This is a genomic window from Burkholderia sp. WP42, from assembly GCF_000745665.1.
GTDB lineage: Bacteria > Pseudomonadota > Gammaproteobacteria > Burkholderiales > Burkholderiaceae > Burkholderia > Burkholderia vietnamiensis.
In genome coordinates, this window is record NZ_JQJT01000009.1 from 252633 (window position 1) to 275263 (window position 22631).

At 69.9% G+C, this 22631-nt stretch carries 25 protein-coding genes; 7 read left to right on the forward strand and 18 right to left on the reverse strand.

Annotated features, from left to right (window positions below; all coding sequences use genetic code 11):
* Positions 1–4: 4 nt before the first annotated feature.
* The 11 genes from ligD to EX20_RS05190 all read right to left on the reverse strand — a co-directional run bounded on the left by ligD (position 5) and on the right by EX20_RS05190 (position 10459).
* Positions 5–2992: a DNA ligase D gene (gene ligD / locus EX20_RS05140; protein WP_034192842.1), complete on the reverse strand. Its 2988-nt coding sequence runs from the start codon at positions 2990–2992 to the stop codon at positions 5–7.
* A 33-nt stretch (positions 2993–3025) separates the two neighbouring features.
* Positions 3026–4054, reverse strand: coding sequence for a non-homologous end joining protein Ku (locus tag EX20_RS05145; RefSeq protein ID WP_034192843.1), 1029 nt, complete (start codon positions 4052–4054; stop codon positions 3026–3028).
* A 59-nt stretch (positions 4055–4113) separates the two neighbouring features.
* A complete protein-coding gene (gene katE / locus EX20_RS05150) occupies positions 4114–6216 on the reverse strand; it encodes a catalase HPII (RefSeq protein ID WP_034192844.1) in 2103 nt (700 codons plus the stop codon).
* Between the two features lie 123 nt (positions 6217–6339).
* Positions 6340–6726: a DUF3022 domain-containing protein gene (locus EX20_RS05155; RefSeq protein WP_034192845.1), complete on the reverse strand. Its 387-nt coding sequence runs from the start codon at positions 6724–6726 to the stop codon at positions 6340–6342.
* Positions 6723–6884, reverse strand: a complete 162-nt coding sequence (locus EX20_RS05160) for a DUF1328 domain-containing protein (protein ID WP_034192901.1) — start codon at positions 6882–6884, stop codon at positions 6723–6725. Before EX20_RS05160 ends, EX20_RS05155 begins: the two co-directional genes overlap by 4 nt.
* Before the next feature lie 44 nt (positions 6885–6928).
* Positions 6929–7117, reverse strand: a complete 189-nt coding sequence (locus EX20_RS05165) for a DUF3008 family protein (protein WP_011879877.1) — start codon at positions 7115–7117, stop codon at positions 6929–6931.
* A 70-nt stretch (positions 7118–7187) separates the two neighbouring features.
* Complete coding sequence (locus EX20_RS05170; protein ID WP_034192846.1) at positions 7188–8621, reverse strand: RNA polymerase factor sigma-54; 1434 nt, start codon at positions 8619–8621, stop codon at positions 7188–7190.
* A gap of 381 nt (positions 8622–9002) precedes the next feature.
* On the reverse strand, positions 9003–9314 hold the full coding sequence (locus tag EX20_RS05175) for a hypothetical protein (protein ID WP_011879875.1): 312 nt from the start codon (positions 9312–9314) through the stop codon (positions 9003–9005).
* A gap of 51 nt (positions 9315–9365) precedes the next feature.
* Positions 9366–9677 (reverse strand): hypothetical protein, encoded by a 312-nt coding sequence (locus EX20_RS05180; protein ID WP_034192847.1) that lies wholly within the window; start codon positions 9675–9677, stop codon positions 9366–9368.
* Complete coding sequence (locus EX20_RS05185; RefSeq protein ID WP_034192848.1) at positions 9674–9922, reverse strand: hypothetical protein; 249 nt, start codon at positions 9920–9922, stop codon at positions 9674–9676. Before EX20_RS05185 ends, EX20_RS05180 begins: the two co-directional genes overlap by 4 nt.
* A 234-nt stretch (positions 9923–10156) precedes the next feature.
* Positions 10157–10459 (reverse strand): hypothetical protein, encoded by a 303-nt coding sequence (locus EX20_RS05190; protein WP_011879873.1) that lies wholly within the window; start codon positions 10457–10459, stop codon positions 10157–10159.
* Between the two features lie 161 nt (positions 10460–10620).
* Here EX20_RS05190 and EX20_RS05195 point away from each other — a divergent pair, with 161 nt between their 5' ends.
* From EX20_RS05195 to EX20_RS05215, 5 genes are all read left to right on the forward strand, one after another.
* Positions 10621–10875, forward strand: coding sequence for a hypothetical protein (locus EX20_RS05195; protein ID WP_014725689.1), 255 nt, complete (start codon positions 10621–10623; stop codon positions 10873–10875).
* Between the two features lie 82 nt (positions 10876–10957).
* Positions 10958–11389 (forward strand): CBS domain-containing protein, encoded by a 432-nt coding sequence (locus EX20_RS05200; protein ID WP_011879871.1) that lies wholly within the window; start codon positions 10958–10960, stop codon positions 11387–11389.
* A gap of 88 nt (positions 11390–11477) precedes the next feature.
* Positions 11478–11960 carry a PRC-barrel domain-containing protein gene (locus EX20_RS05205; protein ID WP_011879870.1) on the forward strand — a complete coding sequence of 161 codons (483 nt, stop codon included), beginning with the start codon at positions 11478–11480 and terminating at the stop codon, positions 11958–11960.
* Between the two features lie 226 nt (positions 11961–12186).
* The gene (locus EX20_RS05210) at positions 12187–13482 is read left to right on the forward strand and encodes an MFS transporter (protein WP_014725687.1); all 1296 of its coding nucleotides are present in this window, start codon (positions 12187–12189) and stop codon (positions 13480–13482) included.
* Between the two features lie 64 nt (positions 13483–13546).
* On the forward strand, positions 13547–14326 hold the full coding sequence (locus EX20_RS05215; RefSeq protein WP_034192849.1) for a substrate-binding domain-containing protein: 780 nt from the start codon (positions 13547–13549) through the stop codon (positions 14324–14326).
* Between the two features lie 94 nt (positions 14327–14420).
* On the opposite strand, the gene dctA is transcribed toward EX20_RS05215, so the two are convergent.
* From dctA to EX20_RS05230, 3 genes are all read right to left on the reverse strand, one after another.
* Positions 14421–15713 carry a C4-dicarboxylate transporter DctA gene (dctA, locus tag EX20_RS05220; RefSeq protein ID WP_034192902.1) on the reverse strand — a complete coding sequence of 431 codons (1293 nt, stop codon included), beginning with the start codon at positions 15711–15713 and terminating at the stop codon, positions 14421–14423.
* A gap of 64 nt (positions 15714–15777) precedes the next feature.
* Positions 15778–16701: a LysR family transcriptional regulator gene (locus EX20_RS05225; protein ID WP_014725684.1), complete on the reverse strand. Its 924-nt coding sequence runs from the start codon at positions 16699–16701 to the stop codon at positions 15778–15780.
* A 147-nt stretch (positions 16702–16848) separates the two neighbouring features.
* A complete protein-coding gene (locus EX20_RS05230) occupies positions 16849–17298 on the reverse strand; it encodes a response regulator (protein ID WP_014725683.1) in 450 nt (149 codons plus the stop codon).
* 218 nt (positions 17299–17516) lie between these two features.
* On the opposite strand from EX20_RS05230, the gene EX20_RS05235 reads away from it, so the two are divergent.
* Positions 17517–18236 carry a UdgX family uracil-DNA binding protein gene (locus tag EX20_RS05235; protein WP_014725682.1) on the forward strand — a complete coding sequence of 240 codons (720 nt, stop codon included), beginning with the start codon at positions 17517–17519 and terminating at the stop codon, positions 18234–18236.
* Complete coding sequence (locus EX20_RS05240; protein ID WP_034192850.1) at positions 18233–19564, forward strand: NRAMP family divalent metal transporter; 1332 nt, start codon at positions 18233–18235, stop codon at positions 19562–19564. The genes EX20_RS05235 and EX20_RS05240 overlap by 4 nt, the downstream gene beginning before the upstream one ends.
* Before the next feature lie 169 nt (positions 19565–19733).
* Here the strand turns inward: EX20_RS05240 and EX20_RS05245 are convergent, their stop codons facing one another.
* From EX20_RS05245 to EX20_RS05260, 4 genes are all read right to left on the reverse strand, one after another.
* A complete protein-coding gene (locus tag EX20_RS05245) occupies positions 19734–20075 on the reverse strand; it encodes a helix-turn-helix domain-containing protein (RefSeq protein ID WP_034192851.1) in 342 nt (113 codons plus the stop codon).
* Between the two features lie 358 nt (positions 20076–20433).
* A complete protein-coding gene (locus tag EX20_RS05250) occupies positions 20434–21045 on the reverse strand; it encodes a DUF892 family protein (protein WP_034192852.1) in 612 nt (203 codons plus the stop codon).
* Positions 21046–21104: 59 nt separating this feature from the next.
* Complete coding sequence (locus EX20_RS05255) at positions 21105–21716, reverse strand: DUF4142 domain-containing protein (protein ID WP_034192853.1); 612 nt, start codon at positions 21714–21716, stop codon at positions 21105–21107.
* A gap of 27 nt (positions 21717–21743) precedes the next feature.
* Positions 21744–22601 carry an SDR family oxidoreductase gene (locus EX20_RS05260; RefSeq protein WP_034192854.1) on the reverse strand — a complete coding sequence of 286 codons (858 nt, stop codon included), beginning with the start codon at positions 22599–22601 and terminating at the stop codon, positions 21744–21746.
* Positions 22602–22631: the final 30 nt, after the last annotated feature.

Here is a 22631-nt window from a genome sequence, read left to right on the forward strand (position 1 = left end):
CGCGTCACGCCCCGTCGAGCCGCGCGCGCATCTGCGCGGTGATGCGCTGGCGCGTGTCGTCGTAGCCTTCCCACGGGTCGCGCTTCAAGCGCTCGAGGCGCTTGTGCAGCGTGTCGATGGTCCACTGCGCGCCGCCCGTCGTGTCGGGCACCTCGTCCCAGTGCAGCGGCACCGATACGCCGAGCCCCGGCCGCGCGCGCACCGAATAGGCGGCGATCGTGCTCGCGCCGCGGCCGTTGCGCAGGTAGTCGATGAAGATCTTGCCGCGCCGGTGCCGCGGCCCCATCGTCGCGGTGAAGCGCTCGGGCAACGCGCCCGCCACGTGCTGCGCGAGCGCGCGCGAGAACGCCTTCACGTCGTCCCAGCCCATGTGCCGCGTGATCGGCACGACGACGTGCAGCCCCTTGCCGCCGCTCGTCTTGCAGAACGAGCGCAGGCCGAGCTCGTCGAGCAGCCCGCGCACCAGCTGCGCGGCCTCGATCATCGCGCTCCACGGCAGCGCCGGATCGGGATCGAGGTCGAACACGATGCGATCGGGCCGCTCGATGTTCGATGCGTGCGCGTTCCACGTATGCAATTCGATCGTGCCCATCTGGGCCGCGCCGAGCAGCGCATCGACGCTGTCGAGCGACAGCAGCGCCCCATGCCCGGGATCGAGCCCGGGGTGCTGCGTGACGAACGGAATCTCGCGGCGCTCGGCGTGCTTCTGGAAAAACAGCTCGCCGGTGATGTCGCCCGGTGCGCGCACGAGCGACACGGGCCGCCCTTTCAGGTCAGGCAGCAGCCACGGCGCCACCCATTGCCAGTAGCGTGCGAGGTCGATCTTGCGCGTGCCGCTCGCCGGGTCGAGCACGCGCTCGGGATGCGTGATGCGCACGCGGCCGGACAGCTCCGCGTCGCCGTCCTCACGTGCGGTGCGCGCGGACGCGCTCGCGCGCGCGTTTGGCTTGCGCTTGCCCGTATCGTCGGCGGCGCGCGACGCGCGCTTGCGTTCATGGCCCGCGTCGGGCGTGCTGTGCTGTCGCTCCATCGCTCCCTCCGTTTCCACATGCTTCGGCATTTCGCGGACGATCTGCGTCGCCGGCTTGTCGTCGCGCAACGCGATGAACGCGGCCTGCCGCACGATGCCGTCGCCGGTCCATTCCGCGAATTCGCATTCGGCGACGAGCGTCGGCTCGACCCAGTGCACGCGCGTGCGCGTGCGTTCGCGCGGCGCCGGCTCGAACGGCGTCGTGTCGCGCTCGTGCCGGCGCAGCAGCGCCGCGAGCCGGTCGAGCGCGCGCGCGTCGAAGCCGGTGCCGACGCGGCCGACGTAGCGCAGCGGCGCGGCCGCGCGCGGGCGCTTGCCGGCCGGCGGCGCGTCGTGCACGCCGAGCAGCAGCGCGCCGAAGCCGTGGCGGCTGCCCGACGGCTCGGTGTAGCCGCCGATCACGAATTCCTGCCGGCGCCGGCATTTGAGCTTGATCCAGGCCGCCGACCGTCCGCCGCGATAGCGCGATTCCGCCCGCTTGCCGATCAGCCCTTCGAGGCCGGTGTCGCAGGCGCTCGCGATCAGCGATGCGACGTCGTCGCCGAGATCGGGGGAAAAGCGCAGCCGGGTCGGGTCGCTGTCGGCGACGAGCGGCTCGAGCAGCGCGCGCCGTGCGGCCAGCGGTGCATCGCGCAGGTCGTAACCGTCGAGATACGGCAGGTCGAAGACGAACAGCGTAACGTCGTCCGACTGCCCGGCGCCGAACGCGTTCTGCAACGCCTGGAAGTCGGGCAGGCCGTTCGCGCCGAGCACGACGGCCTCGCCGTCGAGCCAGGCGTCGTCGACGGGCAGCGCCGCGAGCGCATCGCGCTGCGCGCGCAGCTTCGCGGTCCAGTCGCGGCCTTCGCGCGTCATCAGCTTCACGTGGCGACGCGCGCCCTTGCCCGCGATGCGCGCGAGGATCCGGTAGCCGTCGAATTTCAGCTCGTAGCGCCAGTCGGCGTCGGCGGGCGGCGCGTCGACCAGCGTCGCCAGTTGCGGCGCGATGCGCTCGGGCAGCGGCGCGCGCACGGCGCCTTCGACGGTGGAGGGGTCGCGGTCGCCGGCGGATGCGCGGTCGGGAGTACGCGTACGGCGAGGGGTGCGGTCGGCGTCGCCGGCGCTAGCTCGGACGCTGGCGGCGCCGGGGTCGCGTGCGGCAGCACGGTCGCTGGCCGCGGCGCGGTCGCCATCGCGAACGTGTGCGCGAGCGGTCGCGCGATCGCGGTCATCGGCGCGCTTGGCGGCTCGTGCCGCGCGCTCGCCGCTTCGCGCGGCGCGCTTGCCGGTCTGCGTGGCGCGCTTGCTAGGGCCGCCGCCACCCGTGCGCGCCGTCGCATCGTGCGAGTCCGCGCCCGCGCCGCCTGCCGCCGACGATGCCCCGCCCTCACCGTCGTGCACGCTGCCCGACCGCTCGCCGACCACGTCGAATTCATCGGCGCTGCGCGCCGCTTCGTCGCGCTCCTTGATCAGCAGCCACTGCTCCTGGCGTCCCTCCTGCCGTCCGCTGCGCACCAGCGCCCAGCCGCCGTGCAGCTTCTCGCCATCGAGCCGGAACGTCAGCTTGCCCGCACGATAGCCGCTGCGCGCGCCTGCGACGCCGCCGTCGGGCGTCCACGTGCCTTCGTCCCACACGACGACCGAGCCGGCGCCGTAGTGGCCGGCCGGAATCTGCCCTTCGAACGACGCGTATTCGACCGGATGATCCTCGACGTGCACGGCCAGACGCTTCACCGCCGGATCGAAGCTCGGTCCCTTCGGCACCGCCCAGGATTTCAGCGTGCCGTCGAGTTCGAGCCGGAAGTCGTAGTGCAGCCGCCGCGCATGGTGCTCCTGGATCACGAAACGCAACGGCCGGCGTGGGGCCGCACGCCCATCGGGCTGCGGCTGCGGCTTCGCGCGCCGCCGCGCACCCGCGCCATCCGGTTCGGGCGTCGCGTCGAAATGGCGTTTGCGGCGATACGGATCGAGCTTGCCTGCCATCGCGTCACCTCGCGTGAACTGGATCGCGCACCGTCAGGCCGCGTGCTTGCGACGCGCGGCGGTCTTCTTCGTCGCATGCTCGGCCGCCGACGCGCGCTTCGCGGCCGGCCGCTTCGCCGCGGGCTTCGCGGCTGACTTCGCGGCCGCGCCCTTCGACGCCGATTTCGCGGCGGGCTTGCGCCGGGCGCCGCCGCGCGGCGCGGCGTCCGCCTCATCCGCTTCGCCGTCGTCCTCCGCATCGCGCGCGGCACGGCCGCCGCCGCCATCGCCGCTGCGCAAGCTGCGCTTGAGCAGCTCGGTCAGATCGACGACGTTGGTCGCCGTGCGTCCGGTCTCGGCCGGACGCTCCTCGATCTCCTCGATCTTGCCCGCGCGCACCTTGCGCTCGACCAGCTCGAGGATGTCGTCGCGAAACGTGTCGTGATACTCGTCGGGCGTCCACTTGCCCGACATGTCGTCGATCAGCTTCTTCGCCATCTCGAACTCGCGTGCGGTCACGCCGGCACGCTTGGCGTCGTCGGCCGGCACCGACAGCTCGTCGAGCGGGCGCAGCTCGTCCTGCCAGCGCAGCGTATCGAGCGCGAGCAGCGGGCCGACCGGAATCAGCGCGCCCAGATGCTGGCGATCGCGCATCACGACCAGCGCGATGCCGATCTTGCCGCTGTCCTTCAGCGCATCGCGCAGCAGCGCGTAGACCTTTTCGCCCTTGCGGTCCGGCACGAGGTAGTACGGCGTGTCGAGATAGAGGAACGACACGGCGTCCTCGTCGACGAAGGTCAGGATATCGACGGTCTGCGTCGATTCCGGATTCGCCGAGCGGATCTCGTCGTCGGTCAGCACCACGTAGCGCTCCTTCTCGTACTCGTAGCCGCGCACGATGTCGTCGCGCGTGACCTCCTTGCCGGTGCGCTTGTTGATCTGCCGGTAGCCGACCGGGTCCATCGAGCGCCTGTCGAGCATCCGGAACGACGGCTTGACGGTGCGCGTCGCCGGGAACAGTTGCACGGGCACGTGCACCAGCCCGAAGCTGATCGCGCCTTTCCATATCATCCGCGGTGGCATCCCTGTTCCTCCTTGCCGCAGGCGCGCCCGTCTGCGCGAGCCGGGCGCGCGGTGCGGCGCTACGCCGGCAGCTCGGCCGCCTGCTGCTCGCGCGCCCAGACGCGGTGCCGGCCGAGCTCGCCGGAAAACGCGCCGAGCACCGCGTCGAGATCGGCCACGTGGCCGACGCACACGCCTTCGGCCGGGTCCGGCAAATGCGCGGCGCTCAACAGCTGACGGCCCGAGCCGACCGCCGCGATCGGCTTCAGGTGCTTGAACGCCTCGCGCACGAAGTGACACGCGTCGGCGTTGTGCGCGAGTTCGCGGCCGTCGCCGCCGCAGACGAACACCGCGTCGAACATCACCGACGGCATCCCGGCGAGCGTCGCCTGCGGCACGATGCTGCCGATCGGCGCGAGCGTCGGCGCGACGACGGTCGGCACCGCGCCCGCCGCCGCCAGCGTGCTGCGCACCTGGTCGACCAGCGCCTGACTCACGCCCGGCGTCGCGACCAGCGCGATCTTGCGCGAGCGGATCGTCGGCTTCGCGCGGCCGACCAGACTCAACGACGGCGCGAGGCGCGCGACGGCCGGCGTCGTCGCGGTCTGCGGCGGGGGCAAGCCGAGCCGCTCGGCCACTTCCGCGGCGAGCCCCGCGTCGAATCGCGCGATGATGTCGTTCACGACGCGCGCGCGAATCTCCGGCTTCGTGACCTTGCCGAGCTCGAAACAATACGCATCGCTGATGTGCCGCTGCTCGATGTCGGTCATGCTCTGGTAGAACAACGCAGCCTGCGAGAAATGGTCGGCGAACGATTCGCTGCGCACGCGCACCTTGGTGCCTTCGAGCGGCTCGGGCACCGTCTCGAAGCCGCCGCCGGCAGGCGCCGGCGGCGTCTCGCGCGGCCAGCCGCCGTTCAGCGAATTCGGCTCGTACGACGCCTGACCGACCGCGATGGTCTGCCGGTGCATCGCGTCGCGCTGATTGTTCGCGAACGGGCACAGCGGCCGGTTGATCGGCAGCTCGTGAAAATTCGGGCCGCCGAGCCGGCTCAGCTGCGTGTCGGTGTAGGAGAACAGCCGCCCTTGCAGCAGCGGATCGTTCGTGAAGTCGATGCCCGGCACCACATGACCGGGATGAAACGCGACCTGTTCGGTTTCGGCGAAGAAGTTGTCCGGGTTGCGGTTCAGCGTCATGCGGCCGATCGGCTTCACCGGCACGAGCTCCTCCGGCACCAGCTTGGTCGGGTCGAGCAGGTCGAAGTCGAATTTGCGCGCGTCGGCCGGGTCGATCAGCTGCACGCCCAGTTCGAACTCCGGATAGTCGCCGCGTTCGATCGCCATCCACAGATCGCGGCGGTTGAAGTCCGGGTCGTGGCCGGCGATGCGCTGCGCCTCGTCCCACAACAGCGAGTACGCGCCGCTCACCGGCCGCCAGTGGAATTTCACGAAATGCTCGGCGCCGGCCGCGTTGACGAACCGGAACGTGTGCACGCCGAAGCCGTCCATCGCGCGATAGCTCGCCGGTAGCGCGCGGTCGGACATCAGCCACAGCACCGTGTGCGTGGTCTCGGGCACGAGCGACACGAAATCCCAGAACGTGTCGTGCGCGGACGCGCCGGTCGGCATCTCGTTCGGCGCCTCGGGCTTCACCGCGTGCACGAAGTCCGGAAACTTGATCGCGTCCTGGATGAAGAACACCGGCATGTTGTTGCCGACCAGATCGTAGTTGCCTTCCTCGGTATAGAACTTCACCGCGAAGCCGCGCACGTCGCGCACGGTATCGGCCGAGCCGCGCGGGCCCTGCACGGTCGAGAAGCGCACGTACACCGGCGTCTCGGCCGCCGGGTCCTGCAGAAAAGCGGCCTTCGTGTAGTCGGCCATCGACTCGTAGACGCGAAACACGCCGTGCGCGGCCGACCCGCGCGCATGCACGACGCGCTCGGGGATCCGTTCGTGATCGAAGTGCGTGATCTTCTCGCGCATGATGAAGTCTTCGAGCAGCGACGGGCCGCGCGCGCCGGCACGCAACGTGTTCTGGTTGTCGGCGATGCGCACGCCCTGGTTGGTGCGCAACGCCTCGCCGTCAGGGTGTTGACGGTGCTCGTCGAGCTGACGCGCCTTCGCGCTGTCGGATTGCGGTGCGGCGGAAGGCTGGCTGCCGGATGGAGCGGAGTTCGTCATGCAGGCATCCTCGTATCGATTCGGTCAGGAGCGGCGACGTGCGCGTGACGGCGTGTCGCCGCTACGGAAAAACGGCCCGCGCCGGGGCGGCGCGCGATGGCGCGGCGGGCCGCGGGTGCGGCGTCAGGGCGCGCGCAATGCGTCGTCGAGTTCGGCGCGCGTCACGTCCACCGCGACGCGGCATTCGATCTCGGCATCCTCGACGCGCGGCTTCTGGTCATCCACCGCGCGGCGTGCGAGGTCGCACACGTGCGTGCGCACGCGCAGGCGGTCGGCCGTGCCGAGCGACGCGTAACGCGCAAGCACGTCCGGCGCGAAGCCGAGGTCGACCACGCAGCGCCACTGGCGTGCGCGCTCGTCGGCCGGCACGCGCACCCACGACACCTGGATCGTCAGCCGGCCCGAGGCATCATCCGCGTGGACGACGAGGGTCGACTGCGACGGAAACCCGTTCGCGAGCGCATGTTCGAGTTCGGCGATGCGCTGCGAACGGTCGGGCGCGTCCGTCATCTACGCACGACGCCCAGCAGCAGCGTGACCAGGAAGATCACGACGAAGATGTAGAACAGGATCTTCGCGATCTCGGCCGCCCCGGCCGCAATGCCGCCGAAGCCGAACACGGCGGCGATGATCGCGATGACGAAGAAGATGACAGCGTATCGAAGCATGAATTCCTCCTGGTTGACGGTGACCGGCGGCGCGCTCGCCGCGGTCAAGAATCGTGCTTGTGCTTGGGTTTGCCGTGAGTCGGCGTCGAGGCCATTTTTTCGAGTTCCTTCTCGCTCATCGATTTGGCCATCGACTTCGACGGCGGCTTCAGATCCTTCATTTTCGTGTCGCCGCGCTTGGCCGACAGGGCGGCCCCCGCGGCGCGCTGCTGTGCCTGGGATTTGGCTGGCATCGCTTGCCTCCTTTCGGTGACGCGCGCGGTGGCCGCGGCTCGCGGGCCGCGCGCAGTTCGAACGGTATCGTCATGCGGCGTCGCGCCGGCGCATCTCGGCCGGCGGGATCTTCATCGCCTGGCGATACTTGGTCACGGTACGGCGCGCAAGAAGAATGCCGCGCCCCGCGAGGTTCTGCGCGAGCGCGACGTCCGACAGCGGATCGGTGTGGCGCTCGGCCGCGATCATGTCGCGGATCAGCACCTTCGCGGCCGATGCCGAGCACACGCCCTTGCCGGCTGCCTCGAGCTTGCGCGGGAAGAAATGCTTGAACTCGAAGGTGCCGTGCGGCGTGGCCATGTACTTGTTGCCCGTCGCGCGCGACACGGTCGATTCGTGCAGATCGAGCTCCTCGGCGATGTCGCGCAGCACGAGCGGCTTCATCGCGATCTCGCCGTAGCGGAAGAAGTCGCGCTGCCGCGCGACGATGCATTCGCCGACGCGCTGGATCGTGTCGAAGCGCTTCTGCACGTTGCGGATCAGCCAGCGCGCTTCCTGCAGCTGCTGGCCGAGCGGCGAATCGCGCTCGCCGCTCGACTGCGCGAACAACGTCGCGTAACGCTCGTGCAGACGCGCGCGCGGCAGCACGGCCGGGTTGATCGTGACGATCCATTCGTCGCGCACCTGACGCACGATCACGTCCGGCACCACGTAGTCGCCGCGCGTGCTGCCGTAGTGATTGCCGGGGCGTGGATCGAGCCCGCGCACGAGCGCGCAGGCGGCTTGCAGCGTCTGCTGGTTGCAGCCGACGCGCCGCTGGATCTCCGCCGTTTCCCGGCGCGCGAGCCGTTCGAGGTGGTCGCGGGCGATCGCCTTCGCTTCGGCGAGCGCCGGCGTGCCGGCCGGGATCGCGTCGAGCTGCAGCAGCAGGCATTCGGACAGCGAGCGCGCGGCGATGCCGGGCCGATCGAGCATCTGCACGAACCGCAACGCGACCGCCAGATCCTGCTCGGACACCAGCAGCGCCGGATCGGCGGCGCCCAGCAGATCGCCGAGTTCCTGCCGCAGGTAGCCGTCTTCGTCGAGCGCGTCGATCACGATGCGCGCCGCCTCGCGATCGCGCCGGTTCAGCGGATAGAGCCGCAGCGCGTCGTGCAGATGCCGATGCAGCGACGGCTCGGCGGCCATCCATTCGCCCGGCGACAGATCGCCGCCATCCTCGCCCTGGCGGCCCGTGCCGCGCATCGTCGGGGCCGCCGTGTACGACACGTCGCCGTCCGGCGCGCGCACGTCGTCGCGTTCGGCCGCGGTGTCCTGCGGGGCCGCCTCGGCGGTATGTTCGGGTGTATCGGCCGGCGCCTCGTCGTCGCCCTGGCCATCTTCGAGAAACGGATTCGAGTCGAGCGCCTGCCGCAATTCCTGCTGGAATTCCAGCGAAGACAACTGCAGCAGACGAAGCGACTGCTGAAGCCTCGGCGTGAGTGCCAGGTGCTGTCGCATCTGGAGCGCAAGCGTGACTGACATCGATGTCCTCCTGACGGTGTGCGGAATTCGTATGCGGGAATCGATGCAGCTTCCGTGCCAGTACGGCAAAGCGCCGTCCGGCGCGGCTCTCAAGGGTTCGTACCCTGGTGTTGGCGGCGCGCGAAACCGCTTTTTTACAAGCGGCGGGAAGTTCGGGGGTGGGCGGGGCACGGGGGTTGCGGGGGCGGGGGGCGCGCGGCGGGGGTTTGGGGGACGGCGACGGAGCGCGTGGCGCGCGGGGCTACGTTGGTGGCCGCGCGTCTTGCGCGTCTTGCGCGTCTTGCGCGTCTTGCGCCTCTTGCGCCTCTTGTGTCGAGCGCGTCCTGCGTCACGTGCGCCCCCGTCCCGCCCGCTCCCACCCCGCAGCACCAACCGCTCGCCTCAGTACTGCATCGGCGGCGGCGTGCCCGGCAGCGGCGCGTCGCCCTCTGCGCCGTTCGGTCCGGGCGGCGGCACGTCGGCCGGCTCGCCACCGGCAGCACCGGCCGGCAGCGTGTTGTGCGGCGACGGCCGCGTGTCGTAACGCGTGTTCGCGTCCGGCATCGTCGTGGTCGGCTGCGGACCGTGCGCGCCCGGAGGCGCCGGCGGCGCAGCGTGGGCGGCGTCGTTCGGCCGCGGTTGCATGCATGCGCCCAGCGCGCACGCGGCGGCGAACGCAACGGCGCCCACGCGTATCGTCTGGATCGGTTTCATCGAATCCTCCGTGACAAGTGGCCGGCACCGCGCCGGCCTGAACGGCCCGGCTCAGAGCCGGTTGAAGTGGAAATCGCCCGCATACGCGGTGGGCGCGCGGCGCGCCATCATCGTGTCGAATTCGGCGGCGACGCGCGTGAGCGCGCCGCGCTGCCGCCCGACGCCGGCGTGTTCCAGCGCGGCGAACGCGTCGGCGTCGAACGTGACGGTCAGCGACGCCGGATGGCCGTCGACGCGAAAGCCAATATGCAGCGCGCCGGCCGGCCGCTCCTCGACATGAAACGGCATCTCGCGTGCGTCGAAATGACGGCCGAGCGTCTCGGCCACGTCGCGCAACATGCCGGGTTTCACGCGGATATTCATCGTGGGACCTCCATCAACGTTGTGGATTTCACCGCCCGCCGCGCCCCTCGCGCCCGGATCGGCGGCTCGCGGGTCGGCGGCTCACGCTCGGGCGGCGGGTGCCCGGGCGGGTCGCCCTCGGGATCCTGGTACGGTTCCGGCACGCCGGGCGGCACCTCGGTCGGCGCGGGCGGCTCGGGCTCCGGCTCGACGTCCGGCATCGGCGGCTCGGGGCGATGCAGCTCTCGGATAACGATCGGGTTCATAGGCAGTCGTTCATCGCGTCGTGTCGGCGCAAGCGGCGCCGATCTCCACATGGCGGCGCCCGCTGTCGCGCGTGCGCGCGATCATCAGGCCCGCTAAGGCTCGCAAAGGCCCGCAAGCGCTATGCCGCCGCGACACGCGCGTCCTGACGGGCCGCCCGCCGCCGCGCGCCGCGGCGCGATCGCATTCCATGTCTTCCCTACACCGCGCGCTGCAATTCTTTCAACGGCATCGCGCTAGCTCTCGTACGCGGCCATCACGAGCCACAGCTCGCGGCCGTCGTCGCGCACCCGCGCGGCGAGCGCATACGCGTCGGCCGGCTCGCACGCGGTCTGCAGCGCGAACCGCGCCGGTTCGGTCGAGCCGAAGGTCTCGTCGAGCGGCCGCACGTCGGCCTTGCCCTCGAACATCCGCCGCTCGGGCCGGTAAATCAGCGGCTCCCGCTTCCATGCGCTGAAGTGGCTCTTCACCGAATCGAAGCCGCCGCCACATACGTTCACTTCGTAGCGCACTCCGGGTCGTCGTTTTGGAATGGTCATCGTGCCTCCCGCTCGATTGCGTGTGGACTGCGTGTGCGTGTGTGCGTGCGGCGCCGCGCGTGGTCCTCTGCCACGCAGACGGCAAATCGTGTGCCGCCGCGCGTTGCAGGCACGCCGGTTGCGCCATCGGCACGTCAACGCCAACGATACGGAGCCACGCCATGAGCGATTCGACCCGAGCCGGCATCGATACGCCGGAACAGGAGCGGCATCCCGACCCGCAGCCGCCGCTGAAGGACCAGGATCAGACCAAGACGGGCCGCTCGGAGCGCCACATCGACGAGCAGCTCGAGGACACGTTCCCGGCGAGCGACCCGCCCGCGACCGGCGGCGTCACGCGCATCGACCCCGACACGCCCCCGGGCACGCATGACGACGGCCCCTGGCAGGACCCGGCCAAGCGCCGCGACGAATGACCCTGGCCGGGCGACGCGCACTCCGCGGCACGCCGCTTGCGGCAGCGCATGACCCGGCTCCCAATTCGCGAGGAGGACCTCAATGCATCGCGTCAACGAAATCATGTCGCAGGACGTCGTGCGCATCGCGCCGACCGACTCGATCCGTCATGCCGCGCAACTGATGGAGCGCTACGACATCGGCGCGCTGCCGGTGTGCGACAACAACCGGCTGATCGGGATGGTCACCGACCGCGATCTCGCCGTGCGTGCGATCTCGGCGGGCAAGCCGCCGGAAACGCGCGTGCACGAAGTCGCGTCGGGCCCGATCGAATGGTGTTTCGTCGACGATTCGCTCGACGAGATCCAGCACTACATGGCCGACGCGCAGCTGCGCCGGCTGCCCGTCGTCGACCACGACAAGCGGCTGGTCGGCATGCTGTCGCTCGCGGACATCGCGACGCGCACGGCCAGCCCCGCGCGCGACGAAGTAGCCAACACGCTGGAAGGCGTGTCGCAACCGAAGCAGACGTGACGGGGCGCGCGCGCCCCGCCCGACCACCCGCGCGACCCGCAGGGCCCATCCCGGGCACGGTCGCGCCTACACAGCCAGGAGGACAACCATGCAGACTACCGACCAAGGACAAGCCCGCATCATCGGCAAGGGCGCGGCGACCGCAGCCGGCCCCGGTCCCGACGTGATGGCCGCCGACACGCTGGAAGGCAACAAGGTCTACACGACCGACGGCGACGACGTCGGCAAGATCAAGGACATCATGCTCGACGTGCGCTCGGGCCGCGTGGCGTACGCCGTGCTGTCGAGCGGCGGCCTGCTCGGCATCGGCGACAAGCTGCTCGCGATCCCGTGGAGCGCGCTCACGCTCGACACCGAACGCAAGTGCTTCCTGCTGTCGGTGTCGTCCGAGCGGATCAAGAACGCGCCGGGCTTCGACAAGGATCACTGGCCGGCGATGGCCGACCCGCAATGGGCCGAGCCGCTGCACGAGTATTACGGCAGCACGCCGTACTGGAGCGCCAGCGACGAGCTCGGGCTGACCGACCCGACCGAGGATCTGACCGACCCGCGCACCCGCGGCCATCACTGAAACTGACGCGTCATCCGGATTCGGCGGCAGTTGAGCCGACCTGCCCCGCACAATGCGGGGCTTTTTTTCGTCCTGGTTTCGTCCTCGGCCCGCGCGCCGATTGATAACGAAACAACATCAATCGCTGCAAAAATCGCACTTCTCGTTTTGCCGTCTCCGGGCGAACATTGGCGAAACAACAATCGATCGCGCCCCGCGCCTTTCCCGCTTTCATGGAGACACCCTGATGCATCCCTCGTCCAGCCCTTCGACCGGACGCTCGAAGGCCGCCGCGGTATTCCGCGTGACGGCCGGCAACTTCCTCGAGCAATTCGACTTCTTCCTGTTCGGCTTCTACGCGACGCAGATCGCCGCGGTGTTCTTTCCGGCCGCGAGCGAATTCGCGTCGCTGATGATGACCTTCGCCGTGTTCGGCGCCGGCTTCCTGATGCGTCCGCTCGGCGCGATCGTGCTCGGCGCGTACATCGACGACGTCGGCCGCCGCAAGGGCCTGATCGTCACGCTGGCGATCATGGCGAGCGGCACGATCCTGATCGCGTTCGTACCCGGTTACGCGACGATCGGCATGCTGGCTCCGGTGCTGGTGCTGGCCGGGCGGCTGCTGCAGGGCTTCTCGGCCGGGGCCGAGCTGGGCGGCGTGTCGGTCTATCTCGCCGAACTGGCCACGCCCGGCCGCAAGGGCTTCTACACGAGCTGGCAGTCGGCCAGCCAGCAGGTCGCGATCGTCGTCGCGGCCGCGCTCGGCTTCGCGCTGAATCACTGGCTCAGCACGTCGGCCATCGCCGCGTGGGGCTGGCGCGTGCCGTTCTTCGTCGGCTGCATGATCGTCCCGTTCATCTTCATGCTGCGTCGCAATCTCCAGGAAACGCAGGAGTTCACCGCGCGCCGGCATCGCCCGGGCATGAAGGAAGTGTTCGCCACGCTCGCGCGCAACTGGGGCGTCGTGATCGCCGGGATGATGCTGGTCGCGATGACCACCACGAGCTTCTACCTGATCACCGTCTACGCGCCGACCTTCGGCAAGACGGTGCTGCACCTGAGCACCGCCGACAGCCTGCTCGTGACGCTGTGCGTCGGCGTGTCGAACTTCGTGTGGCTGCCGATCGGCGGCGCGCTGTCGGACCGCATCGGCCGCCGCCCGCTGCTCGTCGGCATGACGCTGCTCGCGATCGCCACCGCGTATCCGGCGCTGTCGCTGCTCGCTCACGCGCCGTCGTTCATCAACATGCTGCTCGTGCTGCTGTGGCTGTCGTTCATGTACGGGATCTACAACGGCGCGATGGTCGTCGCGCTGACGGAAGTGATGCCGGTCGAAGTGCGCGTCGCGGGCTTCTCGCTCGCCTACAGCCTCGCCACCGCCGTGTTCGGCGGCTTCACGCCGGCGATCTCGACCGCGCTCATCCATACGACGGGCGACAAGGCCGCGCCCGGTTACTGGATGAGCCTCGCCGCGGTGTGCGCGCTGCTCGCGACCTTCGCGCTGTATCGCCGCCAGCCGGCGACGCTCACGCCCGCGCACTGACGCACTGAAATCCGCAGCCGCATCGCTGCCCCGACACCGCTCGACCACGACGATCGACACGACCATGAAAAAACTGTTCCACACCCTCTGCGCGAGCGCGCTCGTCGCCGCCGCGCTCGCCACGACCGCGCAGGCGGCCGAGCTGCACGTGATGAGCTCCGGCGGCTTCACGGCCGCCTACAAGCTGCTCGGCCCGCAGTTCGAAGCGCACACCGGCAACACGCTCGACACCGCGCTCGGCCCGTCGATGGGCAAGTCGGCCGAGGCGATTCCGAACCGGCTCGCGCGCGGCGAGCCGGCCGACGCGGTGATCATGGTCGGCTACGCGCTCGACGACCTGATCCGGCAAGGCAAGGTGATCGCCGGCTCGCGCGTCGAGCTGGCCGATTCGCGCATCGGCATGGTGGTGCGCGCCGGCGCGCCGACCCCCGACATCGGCACGGCCGACGGCCTCAAGCAGGTGCTGCTGCATGCCAAATCGATCGCGTACTCGGACAGCGCGAGCGGCGTCTACATCGAGCGCGAGCTGTTCAAGAAGCTCGGCATCGAGGACCAGGTCAAATCGAAGGCGAAGATGATTCCGCGGATTCCGGTCGCCTCGGTGGTCGCGAACGGCGACTACGAAATCGGCTTCCAGCAGGTCAGCGAGCTGCTGCCCGTCAAGGGCGCGACCTACGTCGGCAAGATTCCGGAAGCGCTGCAGTCCGTCACGCGCTTCGCGGCCGGCATCCCGGTCGGCGCGCAACATCCGGCCGAAGCGAAGGCGCTGCTCGACTATCTCGCGTCGCCCGACGTGCAGCCGCAAGTGAAGTCGACCGGGCTGGATTCGGTGTCCGCGCATTGAGCACGTGCGGCGGGCGCGGGCACGACGCCGCGCTTCCCGCCGCGCTTCCGCCGCTCTCCCCCGCCTTCCCCGCCTTCCCGCCGCACTACGCGCACTACGCGCCGGCTTCGGCCTCGTCCGCGCCGGCCGTCCCGGCGCCGCTCAGCACCCGCACGAGGCGCGCACGGTCGCATGCGCCTTCCCACGACGCCACCAAGATCACCGCGCAGGCGTTGCTGATTACGCTCGTCAACGCGCGCGCCTCGGACATGAACCGGTCGATGCCGACCAGCAGCGCGACGCCCGCGACCGGCAGGTCGGGCATCACGACGAGCGTCGCGACGAGCGCCACGAGCCCGCTGCCCGACACGCCGGCCGCGCCCTTCGACGTGACGAGCATCACCGCCAGCAGCGCGGCGATCTGCGGCGCGGACAGCGGCACGTCGCACGCCTGCGCGATGAACATCGCGGCGAGCGTCAGATAGATCGCGGTGCCGTCCAGGTTGAACGAATAGCCGGCCGGCAGCACGAGCCCGACCACGCCCTTGTCGCACCCGAGCGCCTCGAGCTTGACGATCAGCCGCGGCAACACGGGCTCGGTGGACGACGTCGCGAGCACGATCAGCAACTCCTCGCGGATGTAGCGCAACAGCCGCCACAGCGAAAAGCCGTGCAGCCGCGCGAGCGGCGCGAGCACCAGCGCGACGAACAGCACGCAGGCGACGTAGAACGACACGATCAGCCACGCCAGCGAGCCGACCGAGCCGATACCGAAGCGCCCGACCGTGAACGCCATCGCGCCGAACGCGCCGAGCGGCGCGAGCCGCATGATCATCGCGAGCACGCGGAACACGACCTGCGCGACGCCGTCGATCAGCGCCAGCACGGGCCGCCCGGCCTGCGGATGCGCATTCAGCGCGAAGCCGAACAGCAGCGACAGCAGCAGCACTGGCAGCACGTCGCCGTTGCGGAACGCGCCCAGCATCGTGTCGGGGATCACGTCGAGCGCGAACGCCACCAGGCCGCGCGGCGGCGCCTGCCGTGCGTATGGCGCGAGGATGTTCGGATCGAGGTGATGCACGTCGACGTGCATGCCCGCTCCGGGGCGCAGCACGAACGCGGCGACGAGCCCGAAGGCGAGCGCGGCCGCGGTCAGCAGATAGAACAGCGCGAGCGCGCGCACGATCGTGCGGCCGATCGCCCGGCCGTTCGCCAGCGACGTGATGCCCGACACGATCGTGCAGAACACGATCGGCGCGATCATCATCCGCACGAGCCCGACGAAGGCATCGCTGAGCGGCTTGAGCAGCGCGCCCGCATGCGGCCAGAAGTGGCCGACGCTCACGCCGAGCGCCATGGCGAGCAGGACCTGCACGTACAACGAACGAAGCGGTGTTGCGGTCGTCACGATGCGGCGCGCTCCGCCGTTGCGGTTGCGGATGCGTATGCGGGAACGGCAGCGGATGCGCGCATCATGCCGCCGCCTCGCTGCCGGCCGCGGCGCCGCGCCGCGCATCGAGCACCGCGCGGTGAAACGCTTCGGCGGCCGGCGTCAGCGTGCGTCCGCGCCGCTTCACGATCCCCACGCGGCGTTTGACCACCGGCTCGACGAGCGGCACGCTCGTGAGCACCGGATGGTCGCGCCCCGGCATCGCCATCGACGGCACCGCGGCCACGCCGAGCCCGGCTTCGATCAAGCCGAGCATGGTCGTCACGTGACGGGTTTCGCACACGCTCGCCGCGCGCGGCGCGACGGCGGTCAGCGCCTGATCGAGCAGCAGACGGTTGCCGGAGGTCTTGTCGACCGACACGTAGTCGTACGCATAGAGCTCGTTCCACGTCACGCGCTTCTTGCCCGCGAGCGGATGATCGCGCCGGCATGCGGCGACGAAGCGCTCCTGCAGCAGCAGCCGGAATTCGACTTCAGGCTCCTGGCTGCCCATGAAGCTCACGCCGAAATCGGCCTCGCCGCTGATGACGGCGCTCAGCACCTCGTTCGCGCTCGCATCCAGCAGCTTGACGCGAATGCGCGGAAAGCGGCGATGGTAGCTGGCGATCACGTTCGGCAGGAAGTAATAGGCGACCGACGGCACGCAGGCGATCGTCACATGGCCGAGGCGGCTCGACGACACGTCGCGGATGCCGAGCAGCGCGACGTCGAGATCGTCGAGCAGCTGCTCGGCGCTCGGCGCGAACACGCGACCGACGGTCGTCAGCGTGACGCTGCGCGTGGTGCGCTCGAACAGCCGCACGCCGAGCGCGTCCTCCAGCTTCTCGATCCGGCGGCTCAACGCGGGCTGCGAAATGCTGATCGATTCGGCGGCCTTACGGAAGCTCCCCAGCTCCACCACCGCGCGAAACGCCTGCAAGTCGGTCAAATCGAAATTGATTCCCACGGGCCTAGTCTCCGGTTCTCGAATGCCCGGTATTGTGCATGATTCGCCCGGGCAGACCCAGCCGGGAAGATACCGGCGCGCGAGCCCGCCGCCGCGCCGCCCCGGCACCGTTTTACAAGCGTCGTGTAACGTCCCGCGCCGCGCGCGTCAGCGCCGCCCGCCGCTCGCCGATTCCAGGTAGGCGAGCAGCCGGTGCGGCGTGAGCGGCTTCGCGCAGTGCGCGTCGAAGCCTGCTTCGCGCGCACGCTCGCGATCGCGCTGCGACGCGTGCGCGCTGCAGGCGACGAGCAGCATGTCGGCGGTGCGCGGGTCGGCGCGCAGCCGCGTCGCGAGCTGCAGGCCGTCGAGGCCCGGCATCGCGATGTCCAGCACGATCGCGAACGGCTGCCCGTCGCGCGCGAGCGCGCAGACGGCGAACGGATCGTCGGCGACGCGGCATTCGAAACCGCGCGCCTCCAGCAGCAGTTGCAGCGCATCGGCCGCGTCGCGGTAGTCGTCGACCACCAGCACCCGGCGCGGGCGCGGCGGGACGCTGTCGGGTGAACGCCACAGCAGCACGTCGTCGGCCGCCGGATCGTTGACGCGGGGGGTATGCATCGGGTGTCTCCATTCAGCGGATACGGCCCCCGCGCAAACTGCGCGCCCATATTGAAAGTCCCCGGCATGCCGGTTGCTGCATCGACGCGATATCGTCGATACGGGAGCCCCTCGATGCGCGCACGGCCGAACCGCCAACCCAGCAAGCCGCCCGCATGCGGGCGCGACGCATGCCGCGCGGCGCACGCCGACGCGTCGGGCTGCGTGGGAGGCGCCGCATGACGGAACGCACGTCCCGACACCCGACGCATGCGGCGCAGCACGCCAAGCCGTCGCAGCGGCCGCAGCCCGACGCGGCCGACGCGCCCGGCGGCGACGCCGATGACGACGCGCCGGCCACGCTCGACGCGTGCCGCCGCTGCGGGCTGTGGGAACACGCGACGCAGCCGGTGCCGGGCGCCGGCCCCGCCGACGCGCGCATCATGCTGGTCGGCGAGCAACCGGGCGATCAGGAAGACCGGACCGGCGTGCCGTTCGTCGGCGCGGCGGGCCGCATGCTCGACCGTGCGCTCGACGAAGCCGGGATCGATCGCGCCCGCGTGTACGTGACCAACGCGGTCAAGCACTTCAAGTGGGAGCCGCGCGGCAAGCGCCGGCTGCACAAGACGCCGGCGCAGCGGGAGGTCGCCGCGTGCCGCTACTGGCTCGAGCGCGAACTCGAGACGCTCGCGCCGCGCGTGATCGTCGCGCTCGGCGCGACGGCGCTGCGCGCGGTGCTGCAGGACAACGACGCGACGCTCGAACGCGCGCGCCAGCCGTTGCGCTCGCCGGACGGCCGCCTCGTCGTCGCGACGTATCACCCGTCCTACGTGCTGCGCACGCGCGGCGCCGATTCGCGCGAGCGCGCGTACCGGACGCTGGTCGACGCGCTGCGCACCGCAGCGCGACTCGCGCGCGACGCCGGCACGGCGCACGGCACGCGCGGAGACGCCGAATGAGCGACCTGCGCAACGACGACGCAACGCACGCCGCGCCCACCTCGACATCCACGTCCGCGCCCGCGCCGGCCGCGAAGCCCTGGTATCGGCGGCTCGGCCCCGGCCTGCTCGCGGGCGCATCCGACGCCGATCCGAGCAACGTCGCGGTGTACGCGCAGGCCGGCAGCCAGTTCGGTTTCAACATGCTGTGGATGATCGTCGTCACGCTGCCGATGATGGTCGTCGTGCAGCTCGCGGCCGCGTTCGTCGGGCGCACCAACCGCAAGGGGCTGGTGGCCGGCATCCGCGAGCACTTCTCCGACCGTCTCGCGAAAACGCTGATCGTGATGGTCGTGATCGTCAACGTCGTGAACGTCGGCGCCGATCTCGCCGCGATGGGCGACGCGACCGCGCTCGTCGCCGGCGGGCGCAGCTACTGGTACGCGGCCTTGTACGGGATCGCGTCGCTCGCGCTGCAGGTGCTGATGTCGTACGAGCGCTATGCGCGCTGGCTCAAATGGATGACGCTCGGCCTGCTCGCGTACGTGCTGGAACTCGGCTTCGTGCACGTCGACTGGCGCAATCTGCTGCATACGCTGGTGCTGCCGCACATCGCGTTCACGCACGACTACGCGACCACCGCGGTCGCGGTGCTCGGCACGACGCTCAGCCCGTATCTGTTCGTGTGGCAGGCCGCGCTCGAAGTGGAGGAAACCCAGGCCGAGCGGCGCAACGGCGATGGCGACACCGCCAGCGCGCCCGCGACCCGTCGCGACACCGAGCGGCGCATCACGTTCGACACGTGGACCGGGATGATCGTCACGAACGCGGTGTCGTTCTGCATCATGGTGATCGGCGCGGCGGTGTTCTTCACGCACGGCCGGCACGACATCGGGTCGACGGCGCAGGCCGCCGAAGCGCTGCGGCCGATCGCGGGCGAAGCGGCGTTCGTCGTGTTCGCGTTCGGCATCGTGGGCTGCGGGCTGCTGGCGATTCCGGCCTTCGCCGGCAGCGCCGCTTACGGCTGCGCGGAGGCATGGCAGTTCCGCGAGGGCCTCAACGAGCCGGTGCATCGCGCGCCGGCGTTCTACGGCGTGCTCGCGCTGTGCGTGCTGATCGGCATCGCGATCTGCTTCGGCCCGGTCAATCCGATCAAGGCGCTGTACTGGAGCGCGGTGTTCAACGGCATCGCCGCGGTGCCGATGCTCGTGCTCGTGATGCTGCTCGCGCAGCGGCGCGGGGCGGCCGGCCAGCCGGGCAGCGGCGTCGCATCGAGGGTGCTGGGGTGGCTTGCCGTCGCGCTGATGGCGGCGTCGGTGGTGGTGATGGTGGTGGACATGCTGGCGTGAGCGGCGGGGCCGTTGCTGTTTGCAACTGCGGGCGACGGATGGCGGTAATCGATGGAGGCTGACTGCGACGGCGGATACAACAACGGTTGACGGCCGGGCCTGCGATGCCCTCCGGCTCACTGATGAAGTGTTCGCAGCGATCTCGCGAGCTTCGCGATCGTTGCTGCCATTAGAAGTCCAGCTCCTTGAGTTCCCTCTCCGACAGAACGCTAACTCGTCGACGACGGGTGCGGGCATCGAGCGACTTGAGCGCCGGATCCGTCTCGGAGAGCAAGTCATGCAGGCGCAGGCCGGGAGCAAACGCTTCCAGATATCGAACCACCTGACCGATCGCCACGCCAGGGTCGCCCTTTTCGATGCGGTAGGCGGTATTGCGCGACAGTCCGGCTCGCGTGGCTGCCTCGCTCTGATGGACCCCTCTCGCTATACGGAGACGGGAGAGCAGTTGCCCCAGGTGCTTTGTCTCGGCAAGCACGGCCGGGCTGGCAGCCATCTCTTGATTGACCTTCATGCTCGATAAATCGCTCCTTATGGCTCGTATGCTCGATTTTACGAGCATTCCAGCGTTCACAGGCACAGCCGCCGCGAATGCCTGCGCGCCGCTCCTGACGAGCGGGGACGCCTTCTTGAAAAGCGGGAGTTTTAACCAGCCGGAATCAAACCCGCCATTGCAGCGGGCTACAGCGCGGGCGTCACCGAGGCTCGCGAGCAGACTCTACCGCCCCTGATCGGCCCATTTGGTTTGCTGCTGGCGGCCACGTCGCTCGGGAAGTGGCCGCGGTTCTTGCCTGCGGATTCCCGCGCTTCACGGTCACGGTCGCCTCGGGCCGGCCGCGCGAGCGGCACGGCCCGATCGCGAGCGGACGCGCTTACATCATCTTCCCGCGCGAGCGTTCGGCGCGCGCCGCATCGGCCGCCGACTCGACCTTCTTCACTTCCTCCGGCGGCGGCAGCACGGCCTTGAAGCCCATCGACTCGATCCACATCTCGCGCGCCCAGCCGCGGGTGTGATAGAGGTGATGATCCTCGTCGGCTTCGACTTCGTCGTGCGCGGCCTTCAGCGCACGCGCTGCGCCGCTGTCGCGCAGCTGGTCGGCCGCATAGCCGATCAGCTCCCAGTTCAGATGGTCCTTCGTCTCGGCGAGCACCACGCACTCGGCCGCGACGACCTGCGCGACGGCCGGATCGGCCTGCTTCTTCGCCTGCTGGATCACCTGCACCAGCGACTTGCCGGTGGCCGCGACAGCGGCACGGCCGGGCGACTGCGCATCCGGATCGAGGCCGAGCGTTTCGAACACCTTGCGCAGCACTTCCTGGTGATGCAGGGTCTCGCGATGATATTTCTCCCATTCCTTGTGCAGGTCCGGGTCGGTCGCGCACTGGAGCGCGGCCTCGTAGATCTGCGCGCCGCCAAGCTCGGTCTCGTATGCCTGACAGAGCAGTTCGAGGATGCCTTCGTGCTTCGATTGACGTTGGGCCATGACTGCTTCTCCGAAAAATGCGGGCCGCACGCGCGGCCCGGGGTTGAACCGGGCGCGCGTTACTGCGCGCCCACCTTGCGCTGCAGCGCTTCCGCCATGCTCAGGTGATGCTTGAGCTTCGGCAGCGTGGCTTGCGCGAACGCGCGCAGTTGCGCGTCCTTGCCGTCGCGGGCCTCCGTTTCGAACAGCGCAATCGTCTTGCGGTGCGCTTCCGGGCCGGCCGCCGCGACATAAGCGGTGTCGAAGTCCTTGCCTTGCTTGCCGCGCAGCGCCTCCACGTCCGGGTCGGTCACCTGCTCGACCGGCGGCTTGATGCCCTTGCGCGCGGCGATCTGGTTCAGCTGCGCATTCGCCTTGCCGTGGTCGGCCACCATGCGCTTCGCGAACGCGCGCACGTCGGACGACTTCGACTGCTTCAGCGCCAGCTGGCTCGCCTGCACTTCCGCCTTGCCGCCGATCGCGGCCTTGTCGACGAATTCCGCATCGGCGCTCTGCGGCGCCTTCGCCATGCCCGCATCGCCGGCACCCGCGCCCGACGACGGATTGATCACGCCGCCCGGCACGTGCGAATTCGAGGCGGGCGGCTCGCTCGGCATCTGTGCGTGCGCGAGCCCCGCTACCGCGAGCGCGCCCGCAGCGAGCGCCGCGGTCGTCCAGTTGGGTCGTTTCATGCGCTTTCTCCTTGTGTGGGGAACCGGTCAGCCGCCGACGATCGAGCCGCCGTTCGGATGCAAGGTCTGTCCCGTCATGTAGCTCGCGCCTTCCGATGCGAGCAGGACGTAGCAGTCGATCAGCTCGTCGGGCTGGCCCGGCCGCTTGAGCGGCACGTTCGAGCCGAATTTCGATACCTGCTCGGCGCTGAAGGTCGACGGGATCAGCGGCGTCCAGATCGGCCCCGGCGCCACGGCATTCACGCGGATGTCGCGCTCGGCCAGCTCGATCGACAGCGAGCGCGTGAACGCGACGATCGCGCCCTTGGTCGCCGAGTAGTCGGGCAGTTTCGGGCTGCCCTGGTACGCGGTGACGGACGCCGTGTTGACGATGCGGCCGCCGCCCTTCATGTGCTGCAGCGCCGCCTGCGTGCAGAAGATCATCCCGTACACGTTGGTGCGGCAAGTACGCTCGAGCTGCTCCTCGGTCACGTCCTCGATGCCGGGCTGCGGATGCTGCTCGCCCGCGTTGTTTACCAGCACGTCGAGCCGGCCGAGCCGCTCGACGGTGCGCGCGACCGCGTCGCGCGCCTGTTGCCGGTCGCCGATGTCGCACGCGATCGCCTCGCAACGCCGGCCGGCCTGTTCGATGAGCCGCTTCGTGTGCGCGGCGTCGTCCGACTCGTTCAGATAGACGATCGCGACGTCCGCGCCTTCCTTCGCGAAACCGATCGCCACCGCGCGGCCGATCCCGCTGTCGCCGCCGGTGACGAGCGCGACCTTGCCGGCCAGCTTGCCGCTGCCGACGTAATCGGCCGCCTCGTCGCGCGGCTTCGGCTGCATGTCCCGCTCGCTGCCCGGCTGCTGCGTCTGCTTCTGGGGCGGCGGGGGGTGTGCCTGGGTCATGTATGCCTCCTTGATCGTGGGTCGGGAGCA

What these genes read in the sequence shown, in the direction of transcription:
- ligD (WP_034192842.1), bottom strand. Translation starts at nt 2,992, where the DNA reads ATGGCAGGCAAGCTCGATCCGTATCGCCGCAAACGCCATTTCGACGCG.
- EX20_RS05145 (WP_034192843.1), bottom strand. Translation starts at nt 4,054, where the DNA reads ATGCCACCGCGGATGATATGGAAAGGCGCGATCAGCTTCGGGCTGGTG.
- katE (WP_034192844.1), bottom strand. Translation starts at nt 6,216, where the DNA reads ATGACGAACTCCGCTCCATCCGGCAGCCAGCCTTCCGCCGCACCGCAA.
- EX20_RS05155 (WP_034192845.1), bottom strand. Translation starts at nt 6,726, where the DNA reads ATGACGGACGCGCCCGACCGTTCGCAGCGCATCGCCGAACTCGAACAT.
- EX20_RS05160 (WP_034192901.1), bottom strand. Translation starts at nt 6,884, where the DNA reads ATGCTTCGATACGCTGTCATCTTCTTCGTCATCGCGATCATCGCCGCC.
- EX20_RS05165 (WP_011879877.1), bottom strand. Translation starts at nt 7,117, where the DNA reads ATGCCAGCCAAATCCCAGGCACAGCAGCGCGCCGCGGGGGCCGCCCTG.
- EX20_RS05170 (WP_034192846.1), bottom strand. Translation starts at nt 8,621, where the DNA reads ATGTCAGTCACGCTTGCGCTCCAGATGCGACAGCACCTGGCACTCACG.
- EX20_RS05175 (WP_011879875.1), bottom strand. Translation starts at nt 9,314, where the DNA reads ATGAAACCGATCCAGACGATACGCGTGGGCGCCGTTGCGTTCGCCGCC.
- EX20_RS05180 (WP_034192847.1), bottom strand. Translation starts at nt 9,677, where the DNA reads ATGAATATCCGCGTGAAACCCGGCATGTTGCGCGACGTGGCCGAGACG.
- EX20_RS05185 (WP_034192848.1), bottom strand. Translation starts at nt 9,922, where the DNA reads ATGAACCCGATCGTTATCCGAGAGCTGCATCGCCCCGAGCCGCCGATG.
- EX20_RS05190 (WP_011879873.1), bottom strand. Translation starts at nt 10,459, where the DNA reads ATGACCATTCCAAAACGACGACCCGGAGTGCGCTACGAAGTGAACGTA.
- EX20_RS05195 (WP_014725689.1), top strand. Translation starts at nt 10,621, where the DNA reads ATGAGCGATTCGACCCGAGCCGGCATCGATACGCCGGAACAGGAGCGG.
- EX20_RS05200 (WP_011879871.1), top strand. Translation starts at nt 10,958, where the DNA reads ATGCATCGCGTCAACGAAATCATGTCGCAGGACGTCGTGCGCATCGCG.
- EX20_RS05205 (WP_011879870.1), top strand. Translation starts at nt 11,478, where the DNA reads ATGCAGACTACCGACCAAGGACAAGCCCGCATCATCGGCAAGGGCGCG.
- EX20_RS05210 (WP_014725687.1), top strand. Translation starts at nt 12,187, where the DNA reads ATGCATCCCTCGTCCAGCCCTTCGACCGGACGCTCGAAGGCCGCCGCG.
- EX20_RS05215 (WP_034192849.1), top strand. Translation starts at nt 13,547, where the DNA reads ATGAAAAAACTGTTCCACACCCTCTGCGCGAGCGCGCTCGTCGCCGCC.
- EX20_RS05230 (WP_014725683.1), bottom strand. Translation starts at nt 17,298, where the DNA reads ATGCATACCCCCCGCGTCAACGATCCGGCGGCCGACGACGTGCTGCTG.
- EX20_RS05235 (WP_014725682.1), top strand. Translation starts at nt 17,517, where the DNA reads ATGACGGAACGCACGTCCCGACACCCGACGCATGCGGCGCAGCACGCC.
- EX20_RS05240 (WP_034192850.1), top strand. Translation starts at nt 18,233, where the DNA reads ATGAGCGACCTGCGCAACGACGACGCAACGCACGCCGCGCCCACCTCG.
- EX20_RS05245 (WP_034192851.1), bottom strand. Translation starts at nt 20,075, where the DNA reads ATGAAGGTCAATCAAGAGATGGCTGCCAGCCCGGCCGTGCTTGCCGAG.
- EX20_RS05250 (WP_034192852.1), bottom strand. Translation starts at nt 21,045, where the DNA reads ATGGCCCAACGTCAATCGAAGCACGAAGGCATCCTCGAACTGCTCTGT.
- EX20_RS05255 (WP_034192853.1), bottom strand. Translation starts at nt 21,716, where the DNA reads ATGAAACGACCCAACTGGACGACCGCGGCGCTCGCTGCGGGCGCGCTC.
- EX20_RS05260 (WP_034192854.1), bottom strand. Translation starts at nt 22,601, where the DNA reads ATGACCCAGGCACACCCCCCGCCGCCCCAGAAGCAGACGCAGCAGCCG.